The sequence below is a fragment of the Sphingobacterium faecium genome (assembly GCF_003054045.1).
In the GTDB taxonomy this organism is placed as follows: domain Bacteria; phylum Bacteroidota; class Bacteroidia; order Sphingobacteriales; family Sphingobacteriaceae; genus Sphingobacterium; species Sphingobacterium faecium.
This window is the reverse complement of the sequence record NZ_QBKH01000001.1, coordinates 911442-930097: the sequence shown is the minus strand read 5'-3', so window position 1 is coordinate 930097 and position 18656 is coordinate 911442. Positions and strand designations below refer to the sequence as shown.

The following is an 18656-nucleotide window of genomic DNA, read 5'->3' as shown; positions in this document are numbered from 1 at the left end:
GTTACAACCAGAATCTCCCATTGATTTGACCACAACAAACAATGAAGTCAAATCCAGCGTTAACATGCGCAAAATTTATCTAAAAAAGACCCGAATCGTAATTAATCAACCGTAATAAACCTCCCGCAGTAAGGTATATAAAGCATTAAATGACATTATTCTTTTGTGCTTGAATATACTCGGATGGTGTCATTTTATACTTCGCCTTAAATACTTTAGTGAAATAATTAGGATTTGAAAAACCGGTTTCATAAGCGATCTCAGAAATCGAATTACTGCTTTTTTCTAATAAATTAGCAGCGCGCTCTAACCTGACGGAACGTATAAAATCCACAGGACTCATTCCCGAAAATTCAAGTAATCTATTGTACAATGATGTTCTGCTTATAGATAAGTGGTTGCTCAATAGTTCCACAGACAATTGCGGGTTATCCAGATTTTCATGAACATATTCAAATACGTTCTGCAAAAACTTTTCTTTCTCCGATAAGACCTCCACTTCAGGGGAGACAAATGATAACTGTTTGCTGTAAGCATCTTTAAAAGCTTGATTTAGGAGCAATAAACTATTAACTTTTGCCAATAATACTGCCGTATCAAAGGGTTTTGAAATATAATCTACTGCACCAGACTCTAAACCGCAGACCAATCCATTTTCTACTCTAGAAGCTGTCAACAATATAATTGGAATATGTTTAGTCCGTTTATCCCGCACCAATTTCTGAGTCAATTCCATACCATTCATGATGGGCATCTGTACATCCGAAATGATCAGATCGGGATGATGAAAGAGGGCTTTCTGCCATCCCTCTTGCCCATTTGAAGCTTCGAAAATTTGATATAAAGAATCCAGCCGGCTTTTTAGAAAACCTCGAAAATCGTCATCATCCTCTACAATCAGCACCACTGGCCGAAGACGGATGTGGGGATCAGCAAGATCATGTTCTTGATGGATAACAGACTCCGAAATCTCATCATGCACAATCTCCATTTTTTCCAAAAGAAGATCAAAAGAAAAGGAACTCCCAAATCCGGGCTCACTCTCCACATACATCTTGCCGCCATACATCTTAACAAATGAATCTGCAATTGACAAACCGATACCAGATCCTTGATTCAAAATATTAGCTTGCGTATCGTGTTGATAAAAACTATCAAAAATAGCTTGATGAGAATCTTTTGGAATTCCGATTCCATCATCCTTGATTACAATTTTTACTTTTATCATATTGCCGACCTCTTGTACTTCAACGGACTGAATTTGGACAGAAATATTCCCTCCTTTTTCAGTAAATTTGAAGGCATTCGACAATAAGTTAAATATGATACGTTCTATTTTATTATGGTCAAAAGCGGTTAATATATGGTCTTCACAAGTCATAAAACGATAGTTGATTTCCTTTTGGATAGCCATGTCACTAAAGGAATCATACATATCTTTCACAAATGCCACTAAATCCCCTTTCGTATTATGGAGCTTCAGTTCATTCTCCTCCATTTTTCTAAAATCAAGCAATTGGTTGACCAGATTGAGCAGGCGATGCGCATTTCGTTTTATAAGCGCAATCTGTTGAGAAGTTTCCTTATCTTTTTCCTTAAGCAATAAAATATCAATTGGTCCTGTAATTAACGAAATTGGAGTCCGAAACTCATGGCTCAAATTTGTCAAGAATTTAATTTTCATTTGATCCAGCTGATGGAGATTATCCGCATTTCGACGTTCTTGCTCTAAAGCAAACTTTTGTTTGAGTTGACGCACGCCTCTACTCCTCAACCAATATAATCCAACTAAAAACACGATCGCATAAAATACAAAGGCATAACCTTTTAACCATATTGGTGGAGCAACATAAATAATAATAGATTTAATTTCTTCATCCCAGACCTCATCATTATTGCTCGCCCTTACCTCAAAAGTATAGGTTCCAGGATCCAAATTGGTGTAATAAGCAATATGTTCCTTACCCGCTTTAATCCAGTTTTTATCAAACCCCAGTAATCGATATTCATATTGATTGTCCTCGGATACCGTCATGTTTAAAGCAGCAAATGCGATCGAAAAGTTCTGCTTATACTTCAGGGAGATCTTTTGAGCAGTTAATAATGATTCGGATAGGATACCACCTTGAGCAGGACTTATTACTTTATTATCAATCTTTAATTCTGTTAATACCGGTTTAGATCGGTTATTATTAACTTTCAGATTATTGGGATAAAAATGATTAAATCCTTCTTGACCACCAAAATATACTTCTCCATCGGTTAGCGTGAGCCCAGCTCCCAACATGAAAGCCCCTTCTTGTAACCCGACCGAATAAGCATAATTTTTAAATGTTTTTTGCGTGGGATCATAACAGCTTAGTCCTTTATTAGTACTAAACCATATTTTCCCTGCCTGATCCTCTACGATACTCTGAACCACATCATTGATCAAGCCATCACGTTCAGATAAGGTTTTAAATTGTTGATCACCTTTTTGCAACAATCCTACTCCATTCCCATTGGTACCAGCATACAGATTTCCAGCTCGATCCGTATAGATCGATAAAACATAATTATTAGGCAAAGCGTTTACACTCTTATTATAGTATGATGTTTTACGCGTATATGGATTATAAACACAAATACCAGCGCCATACGTACCTACCCACATCTGTCCCTCATGATCTCTTCGCAAAGCACGAATAAAATCTGCCGAGGGACTCATCTCATCTGCTTTCGGATTGTCAGAACGACGAAATTTTTTGACAATACCATCTTTAGCCTGTATCACATTTATTCCACCACCATTAGTGCCGACCCATATATCACCATAAATATCTTTCTCTAAACTGAAAACTTCGCTATTATTCAATTGATTTTTACCTGAGCCGGTCAGGTATTGTGTACGAGATTTAGTTTCTAAATCAAACTTGATCACCCCCTTACCAAAAGTTCCCAACCATATTTCTCCAGCATGATCACCACTTTTTAATGCCAAAACGGTCAGCTCTTTATCTCCCGTCGGAATAGCCGATAATCGATCAGAAGTACGTTCGTACAGATACAATCCACCACCATCTGTACCCACCACCACATTGTTTTTATACTGCAGAAATGAAGTGATCATATTAATCTCCTTATTTCCATTGCCATAGCTGTCTATAGTTTTCAGGTTAAATTGATTTAAATTGACATCAAACTTATTCAGCCCCCCCTGCACTGTACCTACCCAATATATTCCAAATTTATCGAGATAGATAGAACGAATCGATTTATGACTGATACTTCTGGCATTTCTGACATCACGATTAAAAAATTTAAGTTCAAAATTATTGGTATTTAATACCCCTAAACCATTATCAGTCCCGATCCACAGCCCCCCTTTTAGATCTTTGGCAATACTATAAATACGCTTACTCCCTAATTTAGCACCTGATGTTGGCTGAAATACAGAAAATTGATCTTCATGATTACCTTTATACACAATGCCTTCCAGAGAAGAAACCCAAATACGCTTATGCTCATCCTCCTCCATACAAGTCAATTCCAGTAGTTGACCATGAGATGCGAGGAGGTGTTGCACAGCATAACTTTTACTATCTTTTAGATTAGCGCTAAACTGAAAGATTTTATTTTCAGCCGCTACCCACATCCGTCCCTGACTGTCCCTAAAAACATAGCGGGATGTCATCTTTGTAAACTTCTTTTCAATATCTGCATATAGTGTTCCAAGTGGCTTGTGAATATCTTGAACATTAATGACAAAGAGCCCACCATATGAGGTCACCCAGATATTACCTGCGACATCGGTATGAATTGCTGTTATCGCCGTACTTAACCAGTCACCTTTAGCATTCCGATCATAGCTTACTATTTTGTCCAATTTACGATCATAATAGCTTAAGCTTCCGCCATTAGTCCCTATCCAAACCCTTCCCATCTCATCTTCACATAATGCCGTGATGTGATTGGATTTTAAACCAGCTTCAACATCTGCGTTATAACGATAAACTTTAAACGTATAACCATCAAATCGATTTAACCCATCTTCAGTTCCAATCCATAAAAAACCATAACTATCTCTATAGGTACTAAACACGGTATTAGAAGATAAGCCGTCTTTTATTGTATAATGTTCAAATGAATGAGGTAACTCTTGCGCATTAGAAACAGTGCAAAAAATAAATGTAATGATTATTAAAAATTTGCACTTGAATAAATTCAACATATTTATGTTTAATAAGTTAACTGGTTAAAGGTTTACAGCAACACTTTTAATAAGTATCACAATACTCCTAAACTATCAAAAAAAATAGATTATTTGATCATTTAAGTACAATTTTAACATACTTACTCATCATTTGAACATTCTTACCTCAACAAGAATGTTACATCAGCTAGTTTTGGATTAATAATTATAAACCAACCCCCAAGGATAATTTTCACTATATGTTATTAGATCTAACCAAACTAATAAACAATTGAAAACAATATGCTTGGCATTTATAAACCATTTAGATGAACGCATGATTATGAGCACAAAAAACAGTACTTAGCACCCCATGATGAAAAGTAGCTATCCACGCTAATCAATGCCCTTACATAGGGCAAGCCAATTAATGATTTTAAACCAATTTATCTAATCAATTAAAATATTATGATGAAATATACCATGACACTTATTTGGTATGAGAAAAGACTATGGGGTATTCTCCTCCTTCATATTATATCATTTCTTATCCTATTGCTCGGAATAACTCCAGTATATGCACAAGAATTAAGACAAGTACGGGGTACGGTCGTTGACCAGAAAAACCAAGCTGTTGAAAGTGCTTCTGTTAAAGTCAAAGACGGAACCACTGGAATATCGACAGATATCAATGGTTCGTTTTCCATTCAAGTACCTAAAAATCGAAATACACTGGTGATATCTAAAATAGGATATACGAAAACAGAAGTAAATATTAATAATAAGACTGAATTACAGATTGTACTCAATAGTTCCAATATCGATATCGATGAGATTGTTGTAGTTGGTTACGGAACACAGAAAAAAGAAACTGTCGTGGGAGCAGTGACACAAACTACTGGCAAAGTGTTAGAAAGAGCGGGAGGTGTAGCAAGTGTAGGAGCTGCTCTGACGGGTAACGTTCCTGGAGTAGTCACCACCGCAAGTACAGGTATGCCTGGAGAAGAGGATCCACGTATTGTGATTCGTGGACGCAGTACATGGAATAATACAGATCCCCTAACGATGGTGGATGGTGTAGAACGTCCATTGAGCAGTGTCGATATCAGTTCGATTGAAACCGTATCGGTACTAAAAGATGCAACCGCTACTGCCGTATATGGTGTACGTGGAGCCAACGGAGTTATTCTCATCACCACTAAAAGAGGTAAAGAAGGTAGAGCTTCCGTGCGCGGTACAGTGAATAATATCATAAAAACAGTATCCCAATTGCCGGGAAAAATGGATTCATATGATGCCATGATGCTGCGCAACCGTGTCATCGAAAACGAATTGGCACTCTCTCCCAATAGTTGGGTTTCCTACCAACCTCAAAACCTGATCAACAAATACCGTTTCCCCGCCAATCAAGAAGAAAGAGAGCGTTATGTCAACACCAATTGGGCAGAGGAACTATTCAAGGGACATGCTTTCTCGCAAAATAGCAATCTGAATATTGCGGGAGGTACCAATTTTGTAAAATACTTTGCAAGTGCCGATTATTTATACGAAGGTGATATGTTTCGCGAAAATGATAACAATCGCGGCTACAAAGCCGGTTACGGTTTTAACCGCTTAAACATGCGATCTAACTTGGATTTTCAGCTCACACCAACCACCAAATTTTCAGCAAATCTCGCAGGATCGCATGGAAGAAGAAAAAGCCCTTGGGGTGGAGGAGATAATTACAACTATTGGATAGCAGCTTATACGGTACCTCCAGACGTTATTTACCCAAGGTATGCAGACGGTACATGGGGATTTTACAAACCTGATTCACAAGTAGGTATCAACTCTGCACAAGCACTGGCTACATCTGGAGTAGAATTGACAACTACGAGTAAAATAACGTCAGATTTTATATTAGAGCAAGATCTCAAAATGTTTGTCGATGGTTTAAAAGTCAGAGGAAGCATATCGCTCGATAATACTTTTGTAGAAGCAGGGAGAGGAGTTAACGATCTGTACAATAGTGTACAAAGTAAATGGATTGATCCAGAAACAGGATTGGCCGTTTACGGACAAAACATAGATAATAGCCGTTTTGACTTTGTGGAAGGGATCAACTGGGCTCAACAGTCTGGAGCAGTAAATAATGGACTGACTTATAGACGTCTATTCTACCAATTGCAATTGGATTATGCAACTCAAATAGCCAATGATCATAACATCACAGCTATGGGTTTGTTCAACCGCAATCAATATGCTACTGGAAGTATACAGCCCTTTTATCGTGAAGACTGGGTATTTCGTACGACCTACAATTACAAAGGAAAATATATGCTTGATTACAGTGGAGCTTATACTGGATCTGAAAAATTTGCTCGCGGTTACCGATTTGGATTTTTCAATTCTGGGGGTATAGGATGGTTACTGTCTGAAGAAAATTTCATGAAAAATATTTCCTTTTTAGACATGTTGAAACTTCGTGCTTCCTATGGTGATATAGGAGATGACAATGTCAATGGTCGTTATTTATACTTGACACAATGGTCTTATGGCGGTCAGTCGCATATGGGAACTGTTGGAGAAGCACCAGAACGCAGTACTTACACTTGGTATAAAGAAAATGAACTCGGCAACCCAAATGTACGCTGGGAAAAAGTAAGAAAGCTAAATTTCGGTACTGATTTCTCCTTTTTTAATGGGGTGATTTCAGGTCAGGTCAATGTATTCAGCGACAAGCGGACCGATGTCTTGATCACGGGAAATAACCGTGCAGTTCCCGATTACTTTGGTGTGGCAGCACCAGCAGCTAACTTGGGAATCGTGACCAATAAAGGATATGAAGTAGAATTAAAGGTGAGTAAAGCAATTAATCAACACTGGCGTTTATGGGGCGATATGAACTTTACACATGCTAAAGATAAAGTGATAGAAGGGGACAGCCCGGCATTACTACCCGATTATCAAAAGCTCGATGACAAACAAATAAGTCAAACCTATACCTATGTCGGTAGTGGATACTATAACACTTGGGATGAATTATATGCCAGTACCATACATGATAATAATGACGGGAATAAACTACCTGGTAACTATCACATACTGGATTACAATGGCGATGGATTGATCGATTCCAAGGATAATATACCTTATGCCTACCCTTCTACACCTCAAAATACGTACAACTTAACGGTTGGATTTGACTGGAAAAATTTAAGCATCATGACCCAATGGTATGGTGTGAACAATGTCACGCGTCAGGTCGTATTAAACAGTTTCGAGAGACAGCGCAATTTGGCTTATTATGAAGGTTCCTATTGGTCTAAAGATCAAACGAATGCAGATGTACCTTTACCTCGTTGGCTTTCTGAACCAAGTAGTTATACGGCAGGTGATCGCTTTATGTACGACGGATCCTATATCAGACTCAAGACTGCGGAAATTGCTTATAACCTGACTGCAGACAACAATTTCATACGCCGTATGGGATTTCAACACATTCGCATCTTCCTCAATGGTCATAACCTCTTATTTTGGTCCAAAATGCCCGATGATCGTGAATCCAACTATGCAGGCACAGGCTGGGCATCACAAGGCGCCTACCCTACCGTCAAACGTTTTAACCTAGGTGCAAACATTACTTTTTAATCGACATGATGATGAAAAAATATTTAAAAATTATAGTGTCTTTTGGTGTCATAGTTTCCTCTTCATACATGAGTTCCTGTAAAAAGTATCTCGATAAAGAAGAACAATCTATTATTTCAGAAAAAGAAGCTTTTAAAAACTTTAATAATTTCCAAGGCTATACCGAGGAGCTCTACCATTGTATTGTTAATTTCAGTAATCTCTACTATACAAATTCGTGGAACTGGGGAGAAGACGAGATTACCTCTACCGCTGGCTCCTACCATTTTATACACAAGATCGATAATGGCAATTTTTGGGGCTGGCAGGCACAGCACGATGGCTGGGGTTCGGGCTGGATGGAACAAAGTGATTTTACAACAGAATTTTTAGGAGGAAACGATCGCAACATCAATAAAGATCTCTGGAATGCAGCTTGGTTTGGTCTACGAAAAATTAGCATTGGTCTTGAAAATATGGATAAAATGACCGAAGCCACTCAGGAAGAACGGGACCTTATTAAAGGACAGTTGCTTTTCTTTAGAGGTTGGTTTCACCATCGGTTGATGGAATATTTTGGTGGTATGCCTTATATTAATAAGGTATTGCCAAGTGATGAGAAACTGACCCTTCCCCGTCTAAATTATCATGAATGTGCAGATTTGGCAGCAGCAGATTTCCGTGAAGCAGCCAATCTTTTACCCATCAATTGGGATGATACCAATCCGGGAAAAAGAACACTGGGGAAAAATGCTTTGCGCATCAATAAAATAATGGCTTTGGGTTATCTGGGTAAAAATTATCTGTGGGCAGGTAGTCCATTGATGAATTTTACGGTAACCGGTAGCCGCACTTATCAAGCCGATTATTGTAAAAAAGCAGCGGAAGCTTTTGGCGAATTGTTGTCGCTCACCGAAAGTGGACAGACTCCTTATAAATTGGTGGATTTTGAAAACTATCATCTCAATTTCTATACCATCAGTGAAAATTGGGCACTTCCAGGTAGTACTGAAGCCATCTTTAGAGGTCCTTATAATGCGGGTAACAACACCCATTATGGAACCAGTAAACAGTACATGCCGAGCTTGATCACCGAAGGCGATGCTCTCAAATTTGTCCCTACTGCCAATTATGTCAATTATTATGGAATGGCAAACGGTTTACCCATTAAAGATATTACACAAGCAGATGCAGAATCTGGATATGATCCACAATATCCATGGAAAGGACGTGACCCTAGATTTTATAATGATATCGTCTTTGATGGCGTTAAGGTCATAAAAGGAACTATACCTCCCAAGGATAGACCGGAAAATGAATATCGATATGCACAACTCTATACCAATGGATCTTATCGTAATATTCAAAATGGAAGCCGTACAGGTTATACGCTTCGCAAATTTATTCCCTTAACAACAAACGATTATGACAGAGCTTTTGACTATGGATCCAATATGCATATCTATGTTCCGTATATGCGTCTGTCAGATGTCTACCTAATGTATGCCGAAGCGGCATCTATGGGAAATAATTCTGCTAATGGAAAATCGGCCAATTATAACAAAACAGCGGTAGAGGCAGTCAATATAATTCGTAAACGTGCTGGAGTCGCCGATGTAAACACTAAATTCTTAGCTTCTTCAGATGCTTTTATTGGTGAATTACGCCGCGAAAGAGCTGTTGAACTCGCCTATGAAGGACATCGTTTCAATGATTTGAGAAGATGGTTGTTACTCACCGAAAGTCCATACACCCTAAAAACTGCACTTGAATTTGATAGAACAGGGACTTTCAATACAACAGACCCTACTGAAAACCGTGTGGTTAATATGAAAGAAAAAGTATTAGTAGAACGAAAATTCACAAGCAAGCATTACTGGCTTCCATTAAAAGTATCTGATGTCAGTATGTATCCTGAATTTTCACAAAATCCCGGATGGTAACTCGAATGAGCGATCAATTCATAAAATTATGAGACAATGAAATATAAAAAATTAAAAATAGCATTGTGCCTGAGTATGGTCGGTTTGGGTACGCTTGACGCATCAGCATCTCGCTTATTTCAATATGCCCCAATATCACCAGCAAGATTCGGATTAAAAGATACCGTGCAAACGGATAGTACAGAGCTCATACAAGTGGCTTTTCGTAAGGTCAAAAAGCAAAATCTCATGGGCGAAGTCCAAGCGATTAATCTAGCACAGTTAATGGAAAAAAACTATACAACCTATAGTCTCGAAAACCTAGATGCATTGATTTCTGGATATAATGGAAATATATGGGGATCTGCAGGTTACCTGCTGTTAATTGATGGATTCCCCCGTGATGCCGACAATGTCATGCCTACTGAAATTGAACAGATCTCAGTATTGAAAGATGCAAATGCGATCGCACTTTATGGTAGCCGTGCAGCAAAGGGTGTGATCTATATTACGACCAAACGTGGAAAAGCTGGTAATCAAAAAATTAACATCCGTACCAATGCAGGGATCAATACCCCCATCAGTTATCCGAAATATCTCGGTTCTGCAGAATATATGACACTCTACAATGAAGCGAGACGCAATGACGGACTTCCTAATCTATATACACAGGAAAATATTTATAAGCATGGTACAGGAGAGAATCCTTATCGCTACCCGAATGTAGATTATTATTCATCAGATTACATTAAAAAGAGCTACAATAGATACGATGCTACCGCAGAAGTATCTGGTGGCAATGAAAGGACGCAGTATTATACCAATTTTGGATTTTGGTCTGCTGGATCATTATTAAACTTTGGTGAAGCAGTCGATAATAACACTTCCAATCGCTTTAATATGCGGGGTAATATTAATGTTAAATTAAATAATATCATTTCATTAAATGTGGACGCAGCTGCGAGCTTTTATACATCCAAAGGTGTCAATGCAGATTATTGGGCTGCTGCCGCCACAGGTAGACCACACCGCTTTTCTCCGCTCGTGCCGATCAGCATGATTGAAGAAAGTGATGAAAACTCCTTGATTCTAGTTAACAACAGTAACTTTCTAGTAGATGGCAAATATTTATTAGGGGGTAGTCAATTGGATCAGACAAACGCATTTGCCAACATCTATGCCGGAGGAAGTAATAGACACCTCAACAGACAATTTCAGTTTAACACGGGGCTAGATTTTAATCTAAACGATGTACTGGAGGGTTTAACATTTCAAACAGCGATGGCTATTGATTATCAAAATCAGTATAATCAATCGTATAATAATAATTATGCCATATACCAAGCCAATTGGAACAACTATAATGGTAACGATCTCATCAGTAGTCTTACCAAATATGGCGACGATCGTATTTCTGGGGTGCAAAATATAGGTGGAAGTGCCTACAGACAAACATTAGGTTTTACAGCGCAATTAAACTATGCACGCACCTTTAATGAGCAACATCATGTCTCCGCAATCCTATTGGCCAATGCTTTTCAAATCGGAAAGTCTGCTGAATACCATAAACAAAGCAATGCTAATCTAGGTCTACAGTTTGGATACCATTTTGCTAATAAATATTTTGTTGATTTTAGTGCCGCTATACCGCATTCTGCTAAATTACCAGAAGCCAAACGTAAGGCCATTTCACCAACTTTATCTATGGCATGGCGTCTGAGTGAAGAAGAATTCATGAAGGACAATAGTGTCTTTAATAACTTAAAATTAAAGGCCTCTGCCGGGATAATCAATACCGACCTCGATATAGAAGATTATTATTTATATAAAGGATATTACACCTATAACAATGCGGCATGGTACAGTTGGAGTGATGGTCAACTGGTACACACTTTTGATCGTTTCAGAGGTGAAAATATGGATATGCGATACCCACAACGTAGGGAGATCACCTTTGGCATAGAAGCCGGCATGTACAATAACTTGGTGACATTTAATGCCTCTTATTTTTACAACCAGATGCATGGGATGCTGGTACAACCAAATACACTGTATCCGATGTACTTTATGTCCTACTGGCCTACTTATTCAGATATGCCATTTGTCAACTTTAATATAGATGAGCGCCAAGGTGTAGATTTTGGTTTAAATATCAATAAAAGCTTTAAAAATAGTTTTCTTTCGTTAGGGGTAACGGGGCTTTATTATGACACGAAAGCAGCTAAACGGGATGAATTGTATGAAAATTCATATCAAAACCGTACCAATAGACCATTGGATGCAATCTGGGGGCTGCAAAATGAAGGATTTTACCGAGATCAAGCAGATGTAGATCAGTCACCTGTCAGTACTTTTGGAGAAGTAAAACCTGGAGATATTAAATATAAAGATCAAAATGGTGACGGAACGATTGATACCCGCGATGAGGTCTACTTAGGCAAAGCCGGTTGGGCAGGAGCTCCATTTTCATTGGGCTTCAACTTCACTGCTAAATGGAAAAATCTAACATTATTTGCTGTTGCAACAGCAAGATATGGTGCATATGAAATGAAAAACAGCTCTTATTTCTGGATGGATGGCGAAGATAAATACTCCATTATAGCACGTGATCGTTGGACGGAAGAAAATAAAGAAACTGCGACATATCCACGTTTAACAACTGGAAATAGCGATAACAATTTCCGAATTTCAGATTTTTGGATGTATAAAAGCAATCGATTTGACCTCTCCAAGGTTCAGATTTCCTATGATTTTCCAACACGTGTTTTAGGAAAGGGAATCGTCAAAGAACTTGGAATTTATACAAATGGTTATAATTTGATGACCCTTGCCAAAGAAAAAGAAACGATGCAACTCAACGTAGGTGGTACACCGAGAACAAGATTTTTCAATTTTGGTGTAAAGGCCTTATTCTAAATTATCAGTGAAAAAATAATTGACATGAAAAAAATCATATTCATATTCAGCATTGCCTCTGTCCTATCGCTCACTTCCTGTGAAGATATGTTTGAGCCTGCCATCGAAAATATTTTAGATATTGAGACCGCATACGATAGGCCTTTGTACGCACAAGGATTATTATTAAATGGTTATACAAGAGTACCCACAAACAGTTGGTCATTTAACGATGTAGCCACAGACGATGCCGTAATTAACGAACGGGCAAATGATTATCAAAAAATAGCTACGGGGCAATGGACTGCTATCAACAATCCATTTGATCAATGGCGGAATAGCAAATCAGCAATACAGTATATCAACAACTTTTTAGAATTAACAGACAAAGTAAGTTGGGCCTCGACAGAACAGGTCACCACTATGTTCAATGATCGGATGAAAGGTGAAGCCTATGGTCTCCGTGCCTTATTTATGTTCCATCTGCTTCAATCCCACGCAGGGAAAACGAGTAGCGGTGAACTTATGGGCGTACCCATTATACTGGAACATGAGGTATTATCATCCGATTTTAACCATAAAAGAGCCACTTTTGAAGCCTGTATGCAACAAATTTATGCAGATATTCAAAAAGCGGAGGACTTACTACCGCTAGATTATGAAGATATTTCATCGCAAAGCGAAGTTCCCGCTAAATATCAAGCATTAGCAATCAAAATGGATGATTACAATCGAGTTTTCGGCAAACATTTTCGTTTACGGATGAGTAAACGAATTATTCAAGCGATCAAGGCCAAAGCAGCGCTTATGGCCGCAAGTCCAGCTTTTGCAAGTGGCAATACAACTACCTGGGCTGACGCTGCAAATTACGCAGGTCTTGTGATCCAGCAAAAAGGAGGTGTATCTGGCATAGACCCACAAGGAGCATTATTTTATCAGCAAAATAGCGTGAATGCCATGAACGAAGGTCGCAATACGTCAGAAATACTATGGCGTGTAGATCGTGGTGATGTATCGTCAAATTTAGAAGCGGATCAATTTCCTCCTACATTGTTTGGTCGTGGGCGGATTAATCCAACCCAAAATCTGGTCGATGCGTTTCCAATGGCCAATGGGTATCCAGTGACCGATATTGCAAATAGTGGATTTAATGCTCAATCTCCTTATGATAACCGCGATCCGCGACTTAAAAACTATATTTTAGTTAACGGGACGACATCAGGCGTAAATAATACGGCAATCAATACAACGGTAAACAGTCCAACCAATGATGGATTAAATAAAGTGGAAACATCCACCCGGACAGGATATTACTTACGTAAATTATTACGTCAGGACGTCAATCTTAACCCTTCTTCTACATCGGGACAATATCATATCACTCCGCGCCTGCGTATGACTGAGATATATCTCGCCTACGCCGAAGCGGCTAATGAAGCTTGGGGACCTACTGGTACTGGTACACAGTCATTTTCGGCTTACGATATCATCAAAGCAATCCGAACACGTGCTGGTGTAGGTACGACTAATGGAGACCCCTACCTCAATCAGGTCAAAAACAATAAAGAGCTGATGCGAGAACTCATCAGAAATGAAAGAAGATTAGAATTATGTTTTGAAGGTTTTCGATTTTGGGATATCAGAAGATGGAATAAAAATTTGACCGAACCAGCTCGGGGTATCAGCATTCAAAATAATAGTTATACAACTATCCAGGTTGAAAATAGAGTATATGAACCCTATATGCAATACGGTCCTATTCCTTATAGTGAAATCCTAAAATACAGTAACCTCGAACAAAACATGGGATGGTAAAACATTTATAAAAAAATCAGATGAAAAAATTACATATATTTTCCGTTATACTAATATTAGTATTTACATCCTGTAAAAATCAGGACTGGGAATTTCCAGATTTCGAATACCAGACGGTATATTTCGCTTATCAATATCCGATACGTACGATTACTATGGGAGAAGACTTATTTGACACCTCGTTAGATAATGAAGGTAAATTCAAGGTAATGGCTACTACTGGCGGTGTCTATGATAATAAAAAAGATATCACCATTGATTTTACGGTAGACAATACGATGACCAACAAAATCGTATATGGTTCAAATGATGCCGATGTGATCCCATTGCCAAGTAACTATTATACGATAGCGTCCAATAAAATCGTGATTCCAAAAGGGAGCATTACTGGAGGAGTAGAAATACAGTTAACAGCAGATTTCTTTGCCGACCCTAAAGCAATCACAACCAATTATGTGCTTCCTATACGTCTCACTCAGGTCATGAATGCAGATTCTATCTTATCAGGAATTCCAAAGGCAGGAAGCCTACGCCGAAAAGCAGTAGCTGACGACTGGGACACGGCCCCAAAAGATTATATCTTCTATGCCATTAAATATATCAATACCTGGCAGGGTAATTATCTCCGCCGCGGCCGTGATATGATTGTTGGTAAAAATGGAAATAATGCCCTCACTCAAACGCAAATTAGAAGAAATGCTTACGTAGAAAAAGATGAGGTTAAAAGCCTGACCACAGCGTCTTTGAAAAATACGATCCTTCCATTAACATTTAAGGATGTAGACGATAAAAATATAGATTGCAATCTACTATTGTCATTTGATGATAACAACAACTGTACAGTCACTTCGGCAACAGCGGGAGCAACAGCTTCGGGAAAAGGAACTTTTGTTAAAAGAGGAGATAAAAATAGTTGGGGAAATACCGATCGGGATGTTTTGTATTTAACATACCAAATCGATATGCCCAAAATGACTGTGAGCACGCAGGATACATTGGTCATGCGTGACAGAGGAGTCAAAATGGAAACATTTTCTGTTGCAATAAAACCATAATTCTTTAATCTATAAATCGAAAAATGAACATGAAAAGATTAAATAGAATCATTGGATCGAGCCTGATAGCAGGTCTCTTTTTAAATTCCTGTGCAAAACATGAAGTTTTAAATTATTCAGTAGAAAAACCTGAAAGTATTATTGCGCAAGAAGATATTGATGCCTATAGCCCATTGATCTCATACATCGATAAAAAGGCTCATCCAAATTTCAAATGGGGAGTGGCCCTCAATATGGACGATTACCTCAATAAAGGCGTAATGTTTCGCTTAGCAAATCGAAACTTTGAAGAAATGGTCATGGGATACGAAATGAAGCATGCTTCAATTGTACAAGCTGATGGCAACCTGAACTTAAGTAAACTAGAGCGGCTGATCAAAGCAGCACAAGAAAATAATATGCAGCTCTACGGTCATACCCTTACTTGGCATTCAGGACAAAATGCAGCTTACTTAAATAGCCTGATTGCTCCAGTATTACTACCCCCTGGTTCGGCACCAGTACCAGGAGGTATCAATGTCCCATCACTTTCGGGTTATGCACTAAAGATGACTAACCCATCAGTTGCCAATGCGTGGGAAGCACAAACAGCTTTTGACCCCAAAGGACTAGAAGACAATACCGAATACATACTAAAAATTACAGTAAGAGGTAGTAAGGCTGGAAATATTGGTTTAGATCTTCAAGAAACAGTCACATATACAGGTGATAGTTTTGGTTCTATTGCTTTTACTACAGACTATAAGGAGTATGAACTTAAAGTAAAAACCACGGCACTACGCACTCGATTAATCATTAATTTCGGTCAGTTTGCAGGAACAGTTTTCGTAGACAATATTTCCTTAAAAAAGGCTGGTAGTAATGTTGAGCTCATCCCTGACGGAGATTTTGAAAAAGACATCACTGGATGGATAGGATGGGGCAACAGTTCTACCCGCTCACAATCTGCAGTAGGTGAAGGATATGGCGGACCTGGTGGTATCAGAGTTGAAAAAACACCTGAAGAGAAAAAAACAATTCTTACTGAAGCATTAGAAACTTTTATTGCAGGTATGTTTTCTGTATCCAAAGATTATGTCAAAGCTTGGGATGTGGTCAATGAGCCTATGTCCGACTGGCCTGATCAGTACGCTTTGAAAACTGGAATTGGCAAAACCGAGTTAGCAGAGGACGAATTTTATTGGCAAGACTATCTGGGTAAAGATTATGCGGTCAAAGCCATTCAACTTGCTCGTAAATATGGTAATCCCAATGATATCCTTTTTATAAACGATTATGGTCTTGAGGGTGGTGGAGATAAATGTAAAGGTTTAATTGCCTACGTCAATTATGTGGAAAGTAAAGGCGCCAAGGTAGATGGCATCGGTACGCAGATGCATATCAATAGCACGGCCAATAAAGATCAGATCGTCAATATGTACAAATTACTCGCCGCAACCGGTAAAATGATAAAAGTATCTGAGCTTGATATCGGTCTTGGAGATAACATCAAAACGGCAAATGCGACTGCAGAAATGTATCAACAGCAAGCAGAAATGTATCAATTTGTCATTGAAAAATACTTTGAAATTATCCCAAAAGCACAACAATATGGGATCACCTTATGGAGTCCTTTGGACAGTCCTGATCGCGAAAATTCTTTTTGGAGAAGAGGAGAACCGATTGGAATATGGACAGAATCCTTTGTTCGTAAACCTGCATATCAAGCGGTAGCAGAGGCTTTGCAAAAACAGAAGTAAGGGGATTAAATGATCTGGTAAATTGAGGGGAGGGTTAAAAAAAATAGAAGCCCTTCCCTCTTTTTTATTCGATAGGGTTACAACACATCATTCAAACAATCAAGATGAAATTGATCATAAAAACAGCTGCTTATTTACTGCTTTTATTCTTGCACAGTTGTAGTCATCAATCTTCCCCAAAAGAGGGTCATGAAGTCATATTACAGGTCGGTACATATACACTCATGCAAGATGAATATCATTATCTAAAAGAAAAATTAAAACGTAATCATCATGACTCCATCCAGCTACTTGAAGAAATACGGGATCAAGCCTACCTATTAGCATTTGCAAAAGAGCATCGTTATGATACCATCAATGAGCTCCATAAGCGTCTGGACTATGCACTGAAATTTTATGTAGCTCAGGTGGACGGTTACCTTTGGAACAAAAAAGTAAAACCAAAATTACAAGTTACAGATAGTTTACTTCAAACAGCCTATAAAAAAAGTGCTTTTGTATATCAGATCGATCTGATCAAATTCTCCGATAAAGACACTAGCGCTTTACAAAAAAGCATGTTCAATCAAAGCCAATTTAATAATTTAAAAAAGATAACACCAAAGGGACAGTTCCATCAGATCACATTAACCTATCCATTTCTTCCATACGGAGTGTTCACCACACAACTTGACCAAGCCAAAATTAACGATATCATAGGTCCTTTTGAAACAGATGAAGGTGTATATGTGATGATGGTAAAAAATATAGTACCAGCTCCACTCCGCCCCTATAAAGAAATGGAGCACAAATTGCGTCAGGCTATAACGATAAGAATGACCAATAAATATGTATTTGAAAGCGTCAAGCACATACAAGCGGAAACAAAACCTAGATTCTATGATCAAGCGATAACAGATTTATGTCGTCATTATGATCTAAAAGAAAAAAAATGGAGCAGTAAGGTAGACGGTATGCTGTTGATGGAATATACATTTCATGGCAATACAAAACAATTCAAAGGAAAAGATTTTAAAGAATTCATCCAATATCAACCCATGTTTTTTGGCTCCCTTCAAAACACAGAAGATGTCAAGAAGATGATCAATACCCATTTAATTACCCTATTTCTGTATGATGAAGCTCAAAAACTTTCACCTGAAAACGATAGCGAATACTTATTATTTAAAGGTTGGCTAAGAAATCGTTTTTATATAAATTATTTCAGAGAACACGTTATACTTCCTCATATTCAACCTCAACAAAAAGCTATTCAATCCAATTTTAACATGCAGAACGATAGTCTAAAGCAGCAATTTTTAATCAAAAAAGAGAAAGAAGAATATCGAAAACAAATAGACCGATTAAAAACCAATTATAAGTTAGTCGTGGATAAAATGACTTAAACTACTACTATTCAAGAACCACTATCAATTATTCATATTTAATCATTTAATAAACAAAAAAT

At 38.1% G+C, this 18656-nt stretch carries 8 protein-coding genes; 7 read left to right on the top strand and 1 reads right to left on the bottom strand.

Translation table 11 applies throughout. The annotated features are described in order from the left end of the window. Positions 1-145: 145 nt before the first annotated feature. A complete protein-coding gene (locus C8N37_RS03935; protein ID WP_108157639.1) occupies positions 146-4210 on the bottom strand; it encodes a hybrid sensor histidine kinase/response regulator transcription factor in 4065 nt (1354 codons plus the stop codon). Positions 4211-4639: 429 nt separating this feature from the next. On the opposite strand from C8N37_RS03935, the gene C8N37_RS03930 reads away from it, so the two are divergent. From C8N37_RS03930 to C8N37_RS03900, 7 genes are all read left to right on the top strand, one after another. Next, the gene (locus tag C8N37_RS03930) at positions 4640-7804 is read left to right on the top strand and encodes a SusC/RagA family TonB-linked outer membrane protein (RefSeq protein ID WP_244914332.1); all 3165 of its coding nucleotides are present in this window, start codon (positions 4640-4642) and stop codon (positions 7802-7804) included. Positions 7805-7872: 68 nt separating this feature from the next. Beyond that, a complete protein-coding gene (locus tag C8N37_RS03925) occupies positions 7873-9726 on the top strand; it encodes a RagB/SusD family nutrient uptake outer membrane protein (RefSeq protein ID WP_244914331.1) in 1854 nt (617 codons plus the stop codon). A gap of 36 nt (positions 9727-9762) precedes the next feature. Further along, a complete protein-coding gene (locus C8N37_RS03920; RefSeq protein WP_108157638.1) occupies positions 9763-12621 on the top strand; it encodes a SusC/RagA family TonB-linked outer membrane protein in 2859 nt (952 codons plus the stop codon). A gap of 24 nt (positions 12622-12645) precedes the next feature. Continuing rightward, on the top strand, positions 12646-14415 hold the full coding sequence (locus tag C8N37_RS03915; protein WP_108157637.1) for a RagB/SusD family nutrient uptake outer membrane protein: 1770 nt from the start codon (positions 12646-12648) through the stop codon (positions 14413-14415). A 20-nt stretch (positions 14416-14435) separates the two neighbouring features. Beyond that, the gene (locus tag C8N37_RS03910) at positions 14436-15470 is read left to right on the top strand and encodes a DUF5627 domain-containing protein (protein ID WP_108157636.1); all 1035 of its coding nucleotides are present in this window, start codon (positions 14436-14438) and stop codon (positions 15468-15470) included. Positions 15471-15499: 29 nt separating this feature from the next. Beyond that, positions 15500-17209, top strand: coding sequence for an endo-1,4-beta-xylanase (locus tag C8N37_RS03905; RefSeq protein WP_211322188.1), 1710 nt, complete (start codon positions 15500-15502; stop codon positions 17207-17209). 104 nt (positions 17210-17313) lie between these two features. After that, positions 17314-18594 (top strand): foldase protein PrsA, encoded by a 1281-nt coding sequence (locus C8N37_RS03900; protein WP_108157635.1) that lies wholly within the window; start codon positions 17314-17316, stop codon positions 18592-18594. The last annotated feature ends 62 nt before the right edge of the window (positions 18595-18656 follow it).